The organism is Geitlerinema sp. CS-897, from assembly GCF_028368005.1.
In the GTDB taxonomy this organism is placed as follows: Bacteria; Cyanobacteriota; Cyanobacteriia; order Cyanobacteriales; family Geitlerinemataceae; genus Baaleninema; species Baaleninema simplex.
Window position 1 is genome coordinate 1 of record NZ_JAQNCQ010000263.1, and the last position, 17,478, is coordinate 17,478.

Consider the following 17,478-nt stretch of genomic DNA (forward strand, 5'->3'; position numbering starts at 1 on the left):
ATGTTGGCGGTGTACATTGGCGGTGCGTGACAGAGCGATCGGTCTCACGATCGACACCCTATTTTTCAAGTCACGCACCCTACGACTTTTCTTGTCTTTAGGTCACGCACTCTTGTATGTTGGCGGTGTACATTGGCGGTGCGTGACAGAGCGATCGGTCTGACGATCGACACCCTATTTTTCAAGTCACGCACCCTACGATTGCTGTTCCCTGTTCCCTGTCTTCACTGGTGACTGGCGACTGGTGACTGGTGACTGTCTTCAAACCATCTCTTTTAGTGATAGTGCAGCGTCGTTGAGGCGTTGGGTTCCTTCCTTCACTTGAGCGATCCCCGAAGCGTTCTCCTGGGCGGCCGTGTTGAGGGAGTTCATGGCTTCGATCACTTGTTGTACCGCACTGACCTGCTGTTTGAGCGTGAGGGAAATTTGCTGGTTGTTTAAGACCACTTCGTCGATCGCCTCGCGCACGCCTGCAAACGCGTCAGAGGTATCGTGGGTGATGTGAACCCCGGACTCGACGGTTTTCGTGCCTTCGTCGGTCACCATCACGGTGGAGTTGATGGCATTTTGAATGTCGGCTACGAGGGCGTTGATTTTTTCGGCGGATTTTTTGCTTTGGTCGGCGAGTTTGCGAATTTCGCTGGCGACGACAGAGAAGCCTTTACCGTGTTCTCCGGCGCGAACGGCTTCGACAGCGGCGTTCAGGGCTAACATATTGGTTTGGTTGGCCAGATCGCTAACGAGTGTGGAAATGTTGCCGATTTGGTTGGTTTGTTCGCTCAGTCGTAAAATTTGTTGGGCGATCGCCCCGACTTTATCTTTGAGGGCGTTCATGGTTCCGAGGGTCTCGCCGACCGCGCGGGTTCCGTTATCGGCACGATCGAGGGCTTGGCGAGCGTTGCTTGTGGTTGCGTCCGCCTGTTCCATCACTTGACGCGCTGAGGCTCCGAGTTCGTCCATCGTGGTGGTCGTTTCGTTGACTGAGGCCGCTTGCTGGGTCGCTGCTCGTTCTTGCTGTTCGACGGTTGCCGCGATTTCTGAGGAGGAACTGGCCACCCATCCGGCGGATTCGTTGATTCGATTGGTAATCCTACTCACGATCCACAGGCTGATGGAGATCGATACAACGATGGTGAGTAAGGTAAACGCTAACGTAGAATTGGCGAGATCGTTCAGGGCGTCGTCTTGGTTGCTTTGGCTGTCGTCAAGGAGTTGTTTTTCCCGTTGGCGGAACTCCTCTAATAAGACTTCGACTCGTTCGGCTTGGGCGCGACCGTTGGCTTCTCTCCATTGGGCGATCGCGCGATCGCGCGCGCCACTATTGACTAAGGCGATGAGAGACTCGCTTAACGCCATCGATTGGTTGACTTCAGCCACCAGTGTGTCGAACGTATTGCGTTGTTCTTCGTTCAGAAGTCGGTTCTCGAGTTCGGCCACGTCCTCCTGAAATTTTTGTTTGGCTTGGTTGTAAGACTCTAAGGAGGTGCGATCGCCGTCGAGAAGGTAGCCTCGAGTCGTCCGCGACATCACTTGAACGTTGAGGGCGAGATCGCTGATGAGGGTGCTGTTATGGACGAAGGTTTCAACTGCTGTTACTTCTTGTCTAATAATACCTACGTTTCGCCAAACGACGACAGACGACACGATCGACAACACGATCGGAACGAGGTATCCGAGAATAATCCAATATCTCAGTTTTAGGGTGTTGGGCGATACCATCGGGGGGACAACTCCTAACACAATTGCAATGCAGTCGGTCGGACGCTCTCGTCTGACGGGCGACGAAATCGTAGATCTGCTGTTGTTTATGATACCGCTCTGGGAAAACTCAACGATAAAGCTGGTATAAAAATTTTAATGAAATTACTGTCGAGCGATCGCGGTCTCATCTAATGTCGAGATCGATATTTTCTGATGAAGAAAATTAAATTTGTCTGGTGGTTTATTGGGATTCTAATCGATCTAATCGTGCTTGCATGATTTCGAGTTTCGATTCTAATTGTTTGATATACTGAGATCGCTCGGCGACAATTTTTTCTAAATTTAAAAGACGATCTTCAAGAGATGAGAACAAAGATTTTTCTTCTCGAGCAGATTCATCTAAACGATTAAAGGCATCGACAACTGTTGCCCAACTTCGCGTTTTTAGCGTAATTCCAGATGTCGATTTTAAATAGCGATATGCCTCGTTCAATTTACCAAACTTGGCTTTTAATGTCTCTGGCGTCCAAACGGTTGGCGAGGCGAGCGTTCGATCGCTCTCGGATTGGGGAAACTGAGCTTCGGGACGTGAGGCTCGATCGCGATCGGTTTCGACACGGCTCTCGACGACTTCTCCTCCTTCGGCTTTCGCATAAGCATATCCGGCTCGTAAGGCTGTTTCGGCAACTCGAAGGGTATTGTCGGACAAATCGTCACCGATTTCTTTCATGTTCTGGATGCCGTTTTTGATTGTCTCGAGTTTTTGGGTGGTAGACTTTAATGAATCGGTAAGTTTTCCCATAAGGCATTGATTTCCGAGTCTGTTTATCGATCGTCGAGTAGAGATTTATTCAGGCTTGCCGGATCTTCTTTCGTCCAGTCTTCGGTCGGTTCTGGCAGTAGCGGCGTCGGCATAAACTCTCGAAGATCGGTGGTTAACAGCCGTTTTGCCGCTCGAAGGAGTTTTATAAATCGGTTGCCGACAGATAAAATATTGCTATCTTCACGAACGTCTTCGTAAACTGATTCAAATTCTTCAATGAGTCGTGTGGTTGCTTTCAGTCGAGCTGTCAGTGTATCGACTTCTTTTTCAAGGCGATGACTGTGTTCTTGTAAGTCAGATTTTTTATCAGTATTATATCGCAACGACTCTTGTAATTTTTGTCGTTCTTGCTGGACGATATCTAAAGCTCGGACTGTTTTTTGAAGGTTAACGTTTAAGATTTTTAATCTGTCTTTAGATTCGACTTGACGTCGGACTAATTGTCCTCGACTCAAAACTAAACTTTTATACTCTGTTCTTAGGTTTAAATAATGGGTTTCGAGTTCTTCTCGACTGAGTTTTTCAGTTTGTTTGGGAAACGATCGCACGCTGGGATATTCCCGATAACCCGACAGTTTTAAATCAGACATACGACATTGCAACGGAGTTTTAGAGTTTCCATTGCCTCATAACACGACAATTCGATATAGAGCAGTCCCCAATGAGTCGTCAAAAATTAAAACACCAGAAAAAATCCGATGTTCTGTTCCCTATTCTCTGTTCCCGATTTTGTTACACAACTGATTTAGGGTTGCTATAGACAATTATTGTTTAGTTTAAATTATCCTGCGATCGCACTGCGTCCGTCAAGATTGCGTCACGATTGTTAACGCACTCCTCGATCGCGGTCGAGCAACGATCGAATCGTATCGATCGAGAGGCATCTCAACCCTTTCAATCGATCGAAAACGAGCTTTCGTACTCGATCGCGCTGCTATTGGGTTTCGCGATCGCTCACCCCAAACTTATATTTTTACCCAAGTTGAGATGCTCCCTTTTCGTTGTCGCGATCGCACCGATTTAACAGACCGCCGAGGGTAAAATACCGCCGATGGCAGATGCCGGGCCGACGACACAAATATACGGTTCGATAAAATAGCGACTGGCAACGCGACGAGCTGTTTCTGCTGTCAGTGAAGCGATCGCTTCGGGAAACTGTTCGTCAAACTCGATGCCCAACCCGATAGTTTCGTACCATCCTAACACTTGTGCGATTTGAGAATTGGTTTGTTTCCCGAGAGCGTACTGTCCGAGTAATTTATTTTTCGCCGTCTGTAGCTCTTCCTCCGTCAGCAACAACGCCGTCAGCCGTTCGACTTCCACGCGCAATCCCTCGATCGCCACCGTCGTATTTTGAGGTGCAGTCCCCATATACACGACAAATTGAGACGTGTCGATGCGCGTCGGATAAAACGCCGAGACATCGTAGGCCAAACCGCGTTTTTCTCGCAGTTCCACGAACAAACGACTCGATAAACCGTTTCCGAGATAAGTATTGAGCAGTTTCAGCGTGGCGTATTCTGAAGACACCCGCTCGTCAGATTTCGCGAGAACAGACGGGACGAGATACCCCAGCATCACGATCGATTGTTGGGTATCTTGCGGTAGCCCCGTAATTTGCGGACGGGAAGTAATCGGAGCTAAATCTAACGCTGGAATGGGATTATCAGGAATTTCCCAATCGCCGAAGGTTTTTTCGATCGCCGCCACCGCTGCTTCTAAATCCCAACATCCCGCGAGGCTGACGACGAGGTTGTCGGGACGAAAGTACGTACGGTGAAACTGAAGTAAATCGGCCCGCGTCAAACTGGCGACGGTGGCTTCGGTTCCCAAGGTCGATCGCGCGTAAGGTCGATCTCCGTACATCGCTTCTCGCAGGCGAGAAAACGCCATCGAAAATGGTTGCTCTTTTTGCGATCGAATCGCTTGTAACGTCGATCGCTGTTCGAGTTCGACTTCAGCTTCGGGAAACGAGGGCGATCGCAGCAGTTGTCCGGCCAGAGACAAGACGTCTTCAAAGTCTGCCGAGACCGTTTTCAAACTCATCAAAAAATAATCGCTGGTGGTTTCAGCCCCCAAACTCGCCCCCACTGATTCGACGCGTTCGGCAATTTCCATCGACGACAGCCCGTCCGTTCCTTTCGTCATCACGGCGGCTAACAGGTGGGAAATCCCCGCGCGATCGGGACGTTCGCAACGACTGCCTGCTTTGACGAACAGACGAGCCGTCATAATATCGGCTGTTGGGTTCTCGACAGCCACGACGACGATACCATTTTTGAGAACGACGCGATGGGCGATCCGTTGGGTCATTGAGTTGCGCTCCGGTCAGGGTGAATGTAGTGAAGAGGGTAGAGTGAAGAGGGTAGAGTGAAGAGGGTAGAGTGAAGAGCAAGGCTGTGACGCGGGCGTTGACGGATCTTCTGTTGAAAATACAAGAAGATTCCTGCCTCACGAACCGACGCCTCGAGACAATGGGTCGGGGAAAATGGGGCATCGAGCTGGCGAACTGCCCTCAATACGTTACCATTCATCGCCGATGGCAACCGTGGCCACGTACCGATCGATCGTGAGGTATTGGCGGGCGAGTTGACGTAAGGTTTCGGCGTCGAAGACTTGAATGCAATCGGGATATTTCACGGCAATTTCCGCTTGGGTCAGGGTTTGATAGTAGCCGTACAACCCAGCCAGTTGAGCGGGGGTTTCCGTTGAAAAGGCGTAGTCGTTTCGCAGTTGGCGTTTGGCGCGATCGAGTTCGGCTTCGGGAACGAGTTCGACGTGTAGTTGGTGGAGGCGATCGACGATCGTCCGTTCGACCACCTCGAGATACGCCGGATCGAGCCAGGCACTAATGGTAAACAGACTCGAATCTCGTTGTAGGGAGAAGTAACTCGTAATACCTTGAACCCACTGGCGTCGCTCTCGCAGTTCTCGGACTAACCGCGACGCTCGCCCGGCGGCCAGAACCACCGAAAGCAAATCTAACCCGTAGGCGTCGGAAAGGCGATCGATACCCGGTCCGACCCACGCCAAGTTCAACCGTGCCATTTCCAGTCGTGGCAACCGTAACTCGCGACGTCGCACGTTTAATAAGGGAGGTTCGGCTTCGATGCGGGCGTTGGGACAGTTCGTCGGAGCGGGGAAGTTTTGAAAACACTCATCGACGCGATCGAGAGCTTCGGCTTCGGAAACGCCACCGACCACAACGACCGTCATTTTATCCGGTTGGTAGTGGAAGCTGTGGAAGTTCCGCATCTCCTCGGGCGATCGCGCCATCAAGCTCTCTTCGGTTCCCAACACCGGACGACGATAAGGATGGCTTCGATAGAGTTCCTCCATCGTCGCCTCGAACAGTAAATCGTCGGGATTGTCGTAACTTTGCAAAATCTCTTCGAGAACCACTTCCCGCTCTCGGCCGAACTCCTCCTCGGGAATCGCAGCCCGTAGCAGCAGTTCCGCTAGATGAGGAAGCGTTTCGTGGAAATGCGTCGCGGCCGTGGTGATGAAGAAATGGGCGTAATCGTGACTGGTGGCAGCATTGGTCACGCCGCCACAGCTTTCGATCGCGCGATCGAACGACCCCGGTGCCAGGCGTGCTGTCCCCTTAAACACCATGTGTTCGAGAAAATGCGCCATCCCCGACCACTCGTCCGGCTCACTGGCCGCCCCTGCCCGAACCCAAACATCTGTAACGACGACCGGACTGGTCGAAACCTGTTGGTACACGACGGTCAAACCGTCGTCCCGTTGAAAGATACGAGCGGGACAATTGGGCTGAGTGGGAACGCGGAGCAAGTGGGACTTTTTAATTTGGGGCATGAGGATTCATACTTTCCATCAAAGCGCGCGCCGGAAAAACGGGAATCGCGATTTCCAACGGCAAACGAACCGACTCTGATGCTCGAGGGACGACTGTTTCCTGTAGCGAGCAGGTAACGCCCGACCTCTCAATTCGTCATTGTCAATGGGTAATTGCCCGAGTCGGTCGGCGTTTTTTTCCAGCCTAGCGCCTTTGTTACCTCACATTGGCCAATTTTGCTACAAACGATCGATTTCTTTACACGATCGCCGTCCGTCACTCGAGTTGACGATTATAGGTTGTCCAGACAGTATTTAGCTCGCTCGGCCACCTGAGCGTCCGAATCGTTTGCCAGTTTTTCTAACGTCGGACGCACGGCATCGCCGCCGATATGTCCTAACGCTTGGGCGACGCGCAGTCGAGTTTGGGGTTCTGGGTGGTTGACAAAGGGTTCGATCCAGGGAATCGCTTTCGGATCGCCAATTTCCCCTAACGCGCTGATGGCGGTGGTTTGTACGATCTCGGTTGGGTGTCCGACAGCTTCTTCGAGGAGTTCGAGCGCCCGAGGTTCGCCGAGTTCGGACAACGCCGCCACGACGCTCATTTGAACGATCCAATCGTCCGTACTGCGATAGAGCTTCACCAAATCGTCGTAAGCTTCTTTAAGTTGCAAGGCGCCCAAGGAATCGGCGGCGGCGGCTTTTACGTCCATTTCCGGGTCGTTGTACAGTCGCAAGCGCAACAGGTCTAACGACAGCGGTAAGTCTTGACGCCCCAACGAGGCCATTTTACTGGTGGCGGTATAGCGAACCCGTGGATTTTCATCGTTGAGGGCGGGTTTGACGTACTCGAACGCCACCGCCGGATCGATGCGATCGAGCTGGTTGAGACCCCGCAGGCGATCGCCGTAATCTTCAGATTCAACGAGTTGTTTGACAGATTCTGGTGTAATACTCATTTTGAAAATTCAGTTTTGAGTCAAGGACAGTTATCAAAAAATATCAAAACTTCCGGTAACTCGCGTTGTTCGAGTCACGAGAAACTGTAAGAGATTTAAACAGTCAGTCAGCAATGTTGTTTGAAAAAGGTCGATCTAAAAACAGTCACCATCCCGTGGGCGATCGAGTGTTCTGACTTTGAAATCGAGGCCGGTTGACACTCCAAGAGAAAGAGAACTCGAAGGCAAGCAGAGATTCGATTTAACTGCAATCCGAACGAGGTTTTGACGAGGGCAGCCAGCCGAGTTTTTCGACGTTGCGAACGAACCAGACTGACTCACCAAACCTCTTGACGACCGGACTTCCACAATGAAGGAAACTGCGAACGCGATCCTCTTCCCAACGAGGAACGATGCGTAAGTGCGATCGGCGTTAGGGCGGTTTGAAAGCGAGAACGCAAAGGTTCGAGCGTTCGAGCGAACCTCTAAGATTCGCTGTCGTGGCTAGCCGCCATCGCCCGAACGATATCGCCCCGCGTCAAAATACCGACGACTTTTTTCGAGTCGTCTAGTACGGGAAGACGGTGAACTTTTTTCTCGTGCATCAGTCGGGCAGCGTCCTGTAACGGACAGTCTGGCGTCGTCGTTACGATATGCTGGGTCGTCATGACTTCCCCGACGGTTTGACCCAACACTTTATGCAATTCTTTTTCGTACCGTTTGGGGTTTTCCAAAAAAATTACACTGTCGAGAATCGTAATATAAGGGGGAGGCGTCGCTCCGGTTTCGCGCCACATTAAATCCGTTTCCGACAGAATCCCGACGAGTTTACCCGTCTCGTCTACGGTCGGCAGGCCGCTAATATGGCGTTCGGCGATAATCTGAATGGCCTCTTGAATCGGCGTATCCGGTCGGACGAGAATCGGATCGCGACTCATCACGTCAGCAACGGTTTTGACCATAATTTCCAGTGTCGTTTCGTATCTGGTGTCTGTTGCCTATCATACCGTTCGACGCCCCGCGCGTTTGTAAAAAATCCAGAACGGCGCGATCGCTGCGACTCGAGCTGGAGTCGTTAACATAGAACTTGTAATCCAGCGTCTCGATCGCGTCATGGCCAACTGTCCGACTTCCAACTCGTCCAACGCTCCCGAGGCATCTCGTATTTTCGTGTGTCAGAACCGCTCTTGTGCCAACAACGGTTCGGCACAAACCCTACAAGCGTTCCGCGAGGCGAATTTGGACGGAATCGAAATTGAAGGATGCGACTGTCTCGGACAGTGCAGTTCCGGGCCGACAGTGCGCGTGGCCGCCGACGAAACCTGGTACTGTCAGGTCAAACCTGAAGATGTCCCTCGCATCGTCGAACAGCACGTTCGAGGCGGACGACCGGTTGAAGATAAGCTCAATCCTCGCATTCACCTTCGCATCGGTTGAACGGGTTTGACGGCGAAACTTCGACTTCGGAAAGTTCGACTTGTTGAGCGATCGAAACCGAACGGGTCTGTGAAAAATTCTGGCATATATGAAAGGTAGCGAGATCCCTTGTTAGGATTGCGAGAACTCGTGTTCGATCGCACTGGGTTCATCTCAATGGATGTAAAAATATGAGTCTGGGGTAGGTTGGACTTCGACTTCGCTCAATCCATGGGTGGAGCGATCGCGAAACCTAACAACAGCTCAATTCACTGTAGAGACTCCGGTCTGAGAAATTTACTTTTTTGAGATTCACCCCAAAATTATTTCCTCAAAATTATTTGTTCGAACGATCGAAATACAGCGATATTAGATTCTTAGCAGCAACAGAGCGATCGAATTTCTTATTCTGCCAGGAGTTTTTTAGATCGCGAATCGCAAACAAAGTTATGCTGCTATATTATAGAAACGATCGTTAACAACAACTAAATTTTAAAATGAAAAAGCTCTGGATGGCATTTTTAAGTGTTTTTGTCGGATCTTTAGCGATTAGATTTTGGGATTTAAATCGATTTAATACGTTAGTTTTCGACGAAGTTTATTTTGCGAAGTACGGTTTTAGCTACCTCAAACAAATTCCGTTTTTTGACGTACATCCACCATTTGGAAAATACTTTATTGCATTGGGAATTTGGCTTCACGCTCACTTTATGGGAGGGTTAGAAGAGTTTCAAAATGCCGCGACTGTCGAAGAAATTGACGCCTTTGCATATCGTTGGGCAAACGGAGTCGTGGGGGCGACGATTCCGATATTAGTCGGCGCGATTGCCTATCAAATTACACAAAGAAAACGCTACGCAATTTTAGCCAGCGTGTTTGTTGCTTTAGACGGTTTGGTGTTAGTCGAATCTCGCTATGGACTGATTAACGTTTATCTACTCGCCTTCGGATTGTTAGGCGTACTGGCATTTTTAAAATCTCTAACCTCCGCACGTCAAACCCTTTGGATGATGGCATCTGGCGCGTGTTTGGGAGGGTGCGCTTCAGTAAAATGGAACGGCTTGGGATTTTTGTTAGGGATTTATTTACTCTACGGGGGAGCCTGGGCGTTACAATCCCTAAAATCGACGTGCGATCGCCGTTTTAAACCCTCCGACTTAGAAACAGAGTCGTCGATCTCCGGCGACGACGACGCCAACCCTCAAGACGATCCTACCCCACCCGATCGAAAGATTTTAAAAAATCCCCTCCAATCGATTCTCGAGATCGATCGCTTAGACTTTGCCATTCATTTTGCTCTCGTCCCGTTTCTCGTCTATCGATTGCTGTGGATTCCCCACTTACAACTCAATACAGACTTTACGTTCGCGGGGATGCAGTGGCAAATTTTAACCTATCACGAAAGCATCGGAAACACTGCCGAAGCCCATCCTTACTGTTCGGCCTGGTATAGCTGGCCGTGGATGGTGCGTCCGGTGGGCTATTATTTCGAGGCGGTCGATCGCGGACTCCGACCGATCGTATTTGACGTTCACGCGTTTGGAAATCCCCTGTTGTGGTGGTTGTCGGCTTTTGCGATCGCTGGCGTGACATTTCAGTTCGTCCGTCAGGGGATCGATGGGGTGTTAAATCGTCCGATGTCGCAAACCCGCTTTCTGCTGCATAGCGTTCTCGTTTGTCAGTTCGTCGCGAACTTTCTCCCCTGGGCAAAAGTCTCTCGCTGTACTTACATTTACCACTACATGGCCGCTTCCCTGTTTTCGTTTATGGCGTTGGCGTGGTGGGTCGATCGGGCGTTGAGTTGCCGCGATCGCCGGTGGCGTATCCTAGGAAGCGTCGCGATCGCGATCGTCGTCTTGGGATTTTGGTATTGGCTGCCGATCTATTTAGGATTACCCTTAACCCGAGAAGCGTTCGACGCTCGGATGTGGTTTCGATCGTGGTATTAACTCAGAGGATCGACTGTGAAAAACTCCAGATCTCGATAAATCTCAACAACCGACCATGCGCGATCGATTGAAACACTGGCAAGTTGGGGTATTGTTAGCGGCAGTGGTGGGATTTGCGATCGCCCCCATGTTAGAACGGAGCTATCCGCTCACACATTCGACTCACTTCAACCTCATTTGGGCGTTTCAATACCAACGTCAATTTTTTTCAGGACAGTTTTACCCGCGTTGGCTGGAGTTTTCTAACTTCGGCTTCGGAAACGCCACTTTCGTCTTTTACCCTCCCCTGTCGATGGTGGCGACGCTACCGTTTCGGATGATGGGGTTGGGAGTGGTGGGATCGTTAATTGCCAGTATGGCCGCAGCGATCGCCCTGTTGGGAATCGGATTATACCGTCTGACTCGGCGATTTTATCCGAGATGGGTGTCGCTGACGGTCGCTTTGACGGGTATGATGTCGCCGTATTTTACGATCGATATTTACCAACGGGGCGCAATTGGGGAAGTCTGGGCGATCGCGACCTTACCTTGGATTTTACTGGCGTCGCAACAGGTTATCGAACGCGCCTCGCATCCCCCACCGCGTCGGCGAGGAGTTCGGTGGGGACTCGATCCCGACTGGGATATCGTCCAGTACGCGATCGCGTACGGGGCGTTGGTGTTGTCCCACTTACCCACGTTACTGATTTTTACCTTACTTTGGCTGCCGTTACCGTGGGCGATCGCACCCTCAAAACGGCGTCTGCAAGCAGTTTTACGCAGTTACAGCAGCTTGGCGATCGCGTGGAGCGTCACAGCATTTTTCCTGCTTCCCGTCGCGATCGACGGTCGTTTGGTGCAGTTAGAGGCACTGTACGCCACCCTCGACTATTTACCGCAAAACCGGTTGCTGTTGTCGGGGTTGTGGTGGCTGAATCCCGATCTGACGAATCACTGGTTCGACCGCAAACTGATCGCACCGTGGGCGATGATGGGGGTTATGACGTTGGGAGCGATCGTCGGTTACAGTGTCGATCGATGGGTTGCGGCCGAGAGATCGGGGTTTCGCCAACGTCGAACCGTTCTCTACTGGTCGGTCGCCAGTGCGATCGCCTTACTGATGACCACCGATCTGCTAGGCTGGCTGTATCTCGTCGTTCCCCCCTTGCAACGAATTCAATTTTCCTGGCGTTGGTTGAGCGTGGCGACGGTTCTCGTACCGCTGCTGTTGGGAGATAGTCTGTATCGCGTCGCTCGGTGTTTTCAGCCCACTGACAAGAGATTGCAGATCGTCAAGGGTGCTTTAGCGGTTCTACTGTGGGGAATTGTCGCCTGGCATGGGTTTCAAGGAATGTTAATTGCCGAACGAGCGGTTTACGCACCTGCCACCCTCGACAAATTCGCGCGTCTGTCCGAGGCGAAACAGTTTCCCGAAGAACCTCGTCAACGACCGGGAACGCCGTTTCTCGGATGGCATTGGATTTATCCAGACGGGTTGGCGTTCGTAGATGTTTACGAGTATCGCGCTAAAGGCGTGACGTTGCCGATGCCGCCCGATCGCGTTTACCCTTTAGTAGAATGGCAAGACGGCCGGCGCGACGGGTTGGCCGTCGAACGTTGGAACTTTGGTTTGAGGGAGTTCGTGACGAACAACACCACGCCAGTCGAGCGAATCGTTCGCTTGAGAACGTTTAATTATCCAGGGTGGTTCGCACGCCTCGATGCCGGTCGATGGCAACCGCTCGTTCGCAGATCGACCGTTGAGGACGGCCGAACGTCCGGCGACCGACTCGAACTCTCAGTTCCGCCAGGTCTGACTCGGGTAACGGTGATGTATCGTGGAACTCGAGCCGAGCGTTGGGGTGCGATCGTCTCGTTCGTCGCTTCGGTCACGTTAGTTGGAGGGGTGGCGATCGCGAGTCCGATTTCTTTATCTCGCCGGGGAAACTCACCGTTAGCAGGGTTTTTCGGCGAGCGTGTTTCGAGTCCGTCTTCTCAATCTTCAAAGATTTAATCCAATCGTGTGGTCAGACTTCAAACAGTGGCTTCTCAAGTGGCGTAGCGTAACCGTGGCTTCAATGGGGGCTGCTGGGTGCGTGTTGTTGTTGCGAACAGTCGGTCTGTTGCAAACAGCGGAATGGGCAACGGCCGACATCTTTTTGAGGTTGCGCCCTGCCGAACCTCGCGACGATCGCCTGTTAGTGGTCGGCATCGACGAAGAAGATTTACAGCGGTTGGGACGGTGGCCGGTTCCCGACGGCGTACTGGCCGAAGCGATCGAAACGCTCTATCGCTACGACCCTCGAGCGGTGGGTTTGGATTTATATCGAGACCTTCCCGTCGAACCGGGACACGATCGCATCGTGGAGTTGTTCGAGACGTCGTCTAACCTCGTGGGCATTGAAAAACTCGAAGACCAACGGATGTCGGGAGTCGCCCCCCCCCCGGCTCTCAGCCTCCGAGATGCCGTGGGCTTTAACAATACCATCGTCGATTCCGACGGGATCGTTCGCCGGGGATATTTATTTTTGCAAGACGACACCGGAACGTTACATCGCAGTTTCGCTCTGAGACTGGTTCAGTTGTATTTGGAGGTTGAAAATATCCGTCCCGAAGCCGGCCCCCACGGCTATATGAAACTGGGTCGGGCGATCGTCCCTAAATTTCAAGAGGCCGATGGAGGATACACTCGAGCTGACGATCGCGGCTATCAGTTTTTAGCCAACTATCGCGGTCCGGTGACGAAGATTCCTACCGTTTACCTGCGGGACGTTCTCGACGATGCCGTTCCGCCGGAGATGATTCGCGATCGCATCGTCGTCATCGGTTCGACGGCTTCGAGCATTCGCGATATGTTCGTGACGCCCTACAGTCGTCAAGTTCTGAAGCCTCAAGACGAAGTTCCGGGGGTGCTGTTGCAAGCCGAGTTCGTCGGGCAGATCCTCGATGCCAGTTTGGAGGGACGGCCGCTGTTGCGCGTTTGGCCCGAACTGCTCGAAATTGCTTGGATTGTCGGTTGGGCGTGGTTCGGAGCTTTGGTGAGTTGGCGGTTACACTCGGTCAAGGGGGCGACCGTCGCGGTTGCGATCGCAGCCGTCGCCTTGACGGGAGTGTGTTACGTCGCCTATCTCGGCAGTTGGTGGATTCCCATCGTACCGTCGATGTTGTCGCTGTTGGGATCGACGGTGGCGATCGTGGGCTATTTAGCCTATTTGGGCGAGGAATTACGGAAGTCCAAGGAATTTTTGCAGAGTATCATTAATACGATTCCCGACCCGATTTTCGTCAAAGATACCGCCCATCGCTGGATCGTGTTGAACGAAGCATATGGAAAACTGGTCGGTTATTCCCTCGAGAATCTGATCGATCGCTCGGAGTTTGAAGTGTTTCCCGCCGACCAAGCCCAGACGTTTCGTTCCGAAGACGATTTCGTGTTGAAAACGGGGCGCGATCGCGAATCTGAAGACCAGTTTACCGACGCCCGAGGCAACGTTCGTATTATCGCCACGAAGCGATCGCTTCACCGAGACGGAGCGGGAAATTTGTTTTTAGTCGGCGTGATTCGCGACATTACCGAACGAAAACACATGGAGGAACAACTCAAACAGATTGCGGCCGAACTCGCTCAATCGAACCAAGAACTTCAACAAGACGCCTCTCACGACGAACTCACGGGATTGCCCAATCACAAGCAGTTTTACGAACGCCTCAAGCAGTCGTTAGAGTGGGCGCAGTCTCGCCAGAAATGCGTGGGGGTGATGTTCCTCGACCTCGACGGTTTCAAAGAAGTCAACGATACCCTCGGTCATCTGACGGGAAATGCCCTATTGAAAGCGGTAGCACAACGTCTCAGCGACAGTTTGCGGGGAAGCGATACCGTTGCTCGATGGGGAGGCGACGAGTTTACGGTCATTTTACCGGGGATTCCCAGTACGGACGATGCGATACGGGTCGCCGAAAAGCTCATTCGCGGTTTGGCAGAACCGTTCGCGTTAGAAGCCGGGACGGTGTCGGTTACAGCCAGCATCGGGATCGGTTTGTATCCGACTCACAGCGAAGATATCGACGAACTGATTCGCCTGGCCGACGAAGCGATGTTGCAGGCGAAGAAGCAGGGAAAAAGCCGTTACGTCCTCGTCGAAGAAATATGTCTCGATGAGGAACAGTCTTTTACAGTCACCAGTCACCAGTCACCAGTCACCAGTGAAGACAGTTAACAGGGAACGGGGAACGGGGAACGGGGAACAGTTAATAGTTGCTCCCCCTCTCCCTCTCTCCCCCTCTCCCTCTCTCCCTTGCTCGGCTAATAGTAAGACATCTCAAAGTTCGAGGGATCGCGCATAAAGCGAGAGGCTTCTTCTTCGAGGCGATGGATGAGGAACGGTTCGAGGACGTTTGCCTGTCTCAAGGCTCGCAAATACCCGTCTAAGTACATTCTCAGATCGTCAGTTCTATAGCCCCGATTCCACAGCGAAACAAACTGGTCGGTGAGGGTTTGGTAGTGACGAATGGTCGAAGCGTCTTGCAGCATGGTTGGACGATTGAACGCAACAGCGAGTTGGCGATGGTTTAGTCGAACGAGCGACCGACCCTAATACTTTTAGGGTAACAGAAAGCGATTGGAGGCGCATCGGTCGCTTTTCCGCCCAACTAGACGTAGCAGGCGTTACAGAACCCTGACAAAGCCTTTGTTACTTTGATAAACACTGAAAGACTTTTTTGTCTAGACCGACTGAGAAAACGGGCGAGGGATGCTGTGAGTTCTTTGTGTATTCAAATTGTTGAGGGAAACCCTCAGCTTCGATCTCTGTTAGGCTGGCATCTCCAACAAGCCGGCTATAGCGTTTGTCAATCTGCAGACATCAGCCACGGACGAGACGTGTTTTATCAACGACAACCGACGTTGGCGATCGTCGATTCCGATCTTCCCGATGGAGACGGACTCGAATTCTGTCACTGGCTTTACCAACAACAACAGTCGTTGGTGTTGATGCTTTCTGCGAGAAATACAGAAGCTGACGTGGTGGCGGGGTTGAAAGCGGGGGCTGACGATTACGTTTGCAAACCGTTCGGAATGCAAGAGTTTTTAGCTCGGGTCGAAGCGGTCCTGCGCCGCAGTCGAACCATGACGCCTCCGGCCTGTTTGGAGTACGGTGATTTGAAAATCGATCTCGTTCAACGTCGCGTTCGATATAAAGAAGAGTCGATCGAACTGACGCCTCAAGAGTTTAGCCTGCTCTACGTTCTCGCGCAAGCGGGAGGCACTCCCCTGAGCCGGACGGAACTGCTCAAACGGGCTTGGCCCGAAGCGATCGACAATCCTCGGACGATCGACACGCACGTCCTGTCGTTGCGTAAGAAAATCGAACTCGATCCCCGTCAGCCGAATTTGATTCAGACGGTTCGCAACGTTGGCTATCGGTTTAACTTGACGAGTCCGAATCTCGATCGCAGTAATTCGCCGAACGGTTCGATGTCGCTGACGAACGCTTACCCCCCTTTGACGACTCAGGTGTCGGGTCGTCCTAACAAAGCCACGACGAGCGTACCGGGGGCTTGAAAGAGGATATTAACGATCGCCGATCGGGTTAGGACAGTTCGCTCTGGCTGTGTTTGAGTTTTGAGCCGTCAAAATGTCCTGGCTGCTTTGGCGGCTGCGATAACCGACCGATCTCGTTCGACCCACGACGCGATCGCCCGATTTTCGAGTTGAAGATCGGGCGATTTCTATTTTTTATTATAAGTTTTACTTATTTTAGTATTCGTAACTATCGAGCGCTGCCTGCGTGTTTTTACTGATATTTGTTTGTCTGTCTTTTTTTAAATTCAGTAATATTTTGCATAAAACACAAAGCCAAACTACATAAAAACTCGGTTGTCTTAAAAGTCAAATCAAAGTGTTAGATGATTGAAAGGTATAAAATCTAAATTTGTTTTCGGTTGATTTTCGAGACCTACATTGCTGTTAGAGGTCTTAAAACACCGTCTAAGGGCATAGATCCTCGATTGGGGTATTGGATATCGACATAAATAAAATTTAACCCAATCCTTCTATAAAAATTGTAAAATTTTTTTCGATAGAAGTTGATTTCGTGTAGGATAAAGCTGTAAAGAACCTTCCAAACCGTCAAGATGTCTCAGACCGGGTGTATTCGATCGCGACCCTGCAAGCTTTTGTTGGATTCGATCGTTTACTCCATGAGGAAGCGATCGGGTTTCTAGCGTTAAGTCTGTACGATACCGTTCGCAAGCGATCGCCCTCGATCGTCTTGAAAACGCGATCGCCTACTCGAAATCATCTCCAACCGCAAAATACTTAACGTTACTGACAAACTCAAGCACATCGGAAACCGATCGCTCCGACCCAGACCCCCCAACTTACCAAGTCTTTGCAAAGTCTTTACAGAAACACTACGTAACTCGTATAAAAATCCGATATTTTTAGGAGAGAGATCCGTAGCATCTGTTTGACAGTTACCCAGGTTCACACTGTTAAAGAGCTTAAAACACGACCACCAGGATTCTTGTAATCCATACTTCATTGAGGATCGGACTCATGAAACGCCTAACCCTTGCCCTGACATCAACGACTATCGGTTTACTCCTCGGTATCTCTTGGAATTATAAAGCTGAAGCTGTAACCTTCGTTCCCCCGTCAGACGAAGCCCCCAGACAAACCACCGGCGGCGCGTCTCGCGGTCGAATCACATTTCAACCCCCGAGCGATGCTGCCCCCCAACAAACCACTGGCGGCGCGTCTCGCGGTGACGTCAACTTCCGACCCCCGAGCGATGCTGCCCCCCAACAAACCACTGGCGGCGCGTCTCGCGGTGACGTCAACTTCCGACCCCCGAGCGATGCGGCTCCCCAACAA

14 protein-coding genes and 1 pseudogene are annotated in these 17,478 nt (G+C 51.5%); 7 read left to right on the top strand and 8 right to left on the bottom strand.

The features are described from left to right. Positions 1–261: 261 nt before the first annotated feature. The 7 genes from POG22_RS16640 to POG22_RS16670 form a co-directional block, all read right to left on the bottom strand. The gene (locus POG22_RS16640; protein WP_498906491.1) at positions 262–1,719 is read right to left on the bottom strand and encodes a HAMP domain-containing methyl-accepting chemotaxis protein; all 1,458 of its coding nucleotides are present in this window, start codon (positions 1,717–1,719) and stop codon (positions 262–264) included. A 223-nt stretch (positions 1,720–1,942) separates the two neighbouring features. Then, positions 1,943–2,503: a hypothetical protein gene (locus POG22_RS16645; protein WP_498906493.1), complete on the bottom strand. Its 561-nt coding sequence runs from the start codon at positions 2,501–2,503 to the stop codon at positions 1,943–1,945. Positions 2,504–2,526: 23 nt separating this feature from the next. Continuing rightward, a complete protein-coding gene (locus POG22_RS16650) occupies positions 2,527–3,114 on the bottom strand; it encodes a hypothetical protein (protein WP_063716017.1) in 588 nt (195 codons plus the stop codon). A gap of 430 nt (positions 3,115–3,544) precedes the next feature. After that, positions 3,545–4,837 carry a M16 family metallopeptidase gene (locus POG22_RS16655; protein WP_063716019.1) on the bottom strand — a complete coding sequence of 431 codons (1,293 nt, stop codon included), beginning with the start codon at positions 4,835–4,837 and terminating at the stop codon, positions 3,545–3,547. Positions 4,838–5,047: 210 nt separating this feature from the next. After that, on the bottom strand, positions 5,048–6,343 hold the full coding sequence (locus tag POG22_RS16660; protein ID WP_150128354.1) for a M16 family metallopeptidase: 1,296 nt from the start codon (positions 6,341–6,343) through the stop codon (positions 5,048–5,050). Positions 6,344–6,615: 272 nt separating this feature from the next. Beyond that, on the bottom strand, positions 6,616–7,281 hold the full coding sequence (gene nblB, locus POG22_RS16665) for a phycobilisome degradation protein NblB (RefSeq protein WP_063716020.1): 666 nt from the start codon (positions 7,279–7,281) through the stop codon (positions 6,616–6,618). Positions 7,282–7,745: 464 nt separating this feature from the next. Beyond that, positions 7,746–8,222, bottom strand: coding sequence for a CBS domain-containing protein (locus tag POG22_RS16670; RefSeq protein ID WP_017660999.1), 477 nt, complete (start codon positions 8,220–8,222; stop codon positions 7,746–7,748). A gap of 151 nt (positions 8,223–8,373) precedes the next feature. On the opposite strand from POG22_RS16670, the gene POG22_RS16675 reads away from it, so the two are divergent. From POG22_RS16675 to POG22_RS16690, 4 genes are all read left to right on the top strand, one after another. Continuing rightward, complete coding sequence (locus POG22_RS16675; RefSeq protein WP_017661000.1) at positions 8,374–8,697, top strand: (2Fe-2S) ferredoxin domain-containing protein; 324 nt, start codon at positions 8,374–8,376, stop codon at positions 8,695–8,697. 476 nt (positions 8,698–9,173) lie between these two features. Further along, the gene (locus tag POG22_RS16680) at positions 9,174–10,625 is read left to right on the top strand and encodes a dolichyl-phosphate-mannose--protein mannosyltransferase (RefSeq protein WP_498906497.1); all 1,452 of its coding nucleotides are present in this window, start codon (positions 9,174–9,176) and stop codon (positions 10,623–10,625) included. A gap of 55 nt (positions 10,626–10,680) precedes the next feature. Then, on the top strand, positions 10,681–12,618 hold the full coding sequence (locus POG22_RS16685) for a hypothetical protein (protein ID WP_498906499.1): 1,938 nt from the start codon (positions 10,681–10,683) through the stop codon (positions 12,616–12,618). Positions 12,619–12,625: 7 nt separating this feature from the next. After that, positions 12,626–14,821 carry a CHASE2 domain-containing protein gene (locus tag POG22_RS16690; protein WP_063716023.1) on the top strand — a complete coding sequence of 732 codons (2,196 nt, stop codon included), beginning with the start codon at positions 12,626–12,628 and terminating at the stop codon, positions 14,819–14,821. Between the two features lie 86 nt (positions 14,822–14,907). Here POG22_RS16690 and POG22_RS16695 read toward each other — a convergent pair whose 3' ends face one another. Continuing rightward, a complete protein-coding gene (locus POG22_RS16695) occupies positions 14,908–15,135 on the bottom strand; it encodes a DUF6761 family protein (RefSeq protein ID WP_017660971.1) in 228 nt (75 codons plus the stop codon). Between the two features lie 225 nt (positions 15,136–15,360). Between POG22_RS16695 and POG22_RS16700 the strand changes: the two genes are divergently transcribed. From POG22_RS16700 to POG22_RS16710, 3 genes and pseudogenes are all read left to right on the top strand, one after another. Continuing rightward, positions 15,361–16,164 (top strand): response regulator transcription factor, encoded by an 804-nt coding sequence (locus tag POG22_RS16700; RefSeq protein ID WP_063716024.1) that lies wholly within the window; start codon positions 15,361–15,363, stop codon positions 16,162–16,164. 586 nt (positions 16,165–16,750) lie between these two features. Next, on the top strand, positions 16,751–16,924 hold the full coding sequence (locus POG22_RS16705; RefSeq protein WP_498906501.1) for a hypothetical protein: 174 nt from the start codon (positions 16,751–16,753) through the stop codon (positions 16,922–16,924). Positions 16,925–17,160: 236 nt separating this feature from the next. Then, positions 17,161–17,478, top strand: a pseudogene (locus POG22_RS16710) (DUF928 domain-containing protein); the annotation flags it as partial.

Bases quoted from the DNA above. Each gene is read 5' to 3' on its own strand.
- POG22_RS16645 (WP_498906493.1), bottom strand. From the start codon at position 2,503: ATGGGAAAACTTACCGATTCATTAAAGTCTACCACCCAAAAACTCGAG.
- POG22_RS16685 (WP_498906499.1), top strand. From the start codon at position 10,681: ATGCGCGATCGATTGAAACACTGGCAAGTTGGGGTATTGTTAGCGGCA.
- POG22_RS16670 (WP_017660999.1), bottom strand. From the start codon at position 8,222: ATGGTCAAAACCGTTGCTGACGTGATGAGTCGCGATCCGATTCTCGTC.
- POG22_RS16650 (WP_063716017.1), bottom strand. From the start codon at position 3,114: ATGTCTGATTTAAAACTGTCGGGTTATCGGGAATATCCCAGCGTGCGA.
- POG22_RS16640 (WP_498906491.1), bottom strand. From the start codon at position 1,719: ATGGTATCGCCCAACACCCTAAAACTGAGATATTGGATTATTCTCGGA.
- POG22_RS16675 (WP_017661000.1), top strand. From the start codon at position 8,374: ATGGCCAACTGTCCGACTTCCAACTCGTCCAACGCTCCCGAGGCATCT.
- POG22_RS16680 (WP_498906497.1), top strand. From the start codon at position 9,174: ATGAAAAAGCTCTGGATGGCATTTTTAAGTGTTTTTGTCGGATCTTTA.
- POG22_RS16695 (WP_017660971.1), bottom strand. From the start codon at position 15,135: ATGCTGCAAGACGCTTCGACCATTCGTCACTACCAAACCCTCACCGAC.
- nblB (WP_063716020.1), bottom strand. From the start codon at position 7,281: ATGAGTATTACACCAGAATCTGTCAAACAACTCGTTGAATCTGAAGAT.
- POG22_RS16660 (WP_150128354.1), bottom strand. From the start codon at position 6,343: ATGCCCCAAATTAAAAAGTCCCACTTGCTCCGCGTTCCCACTCAGCCC.
- POG22_RS16655 (WP_063716019.1), bottom strand. From the start codon at position 4,837: ATGACCCAACGGATCGCCCATCGCGTCGTTCTCAAAAATGGTATCGTC.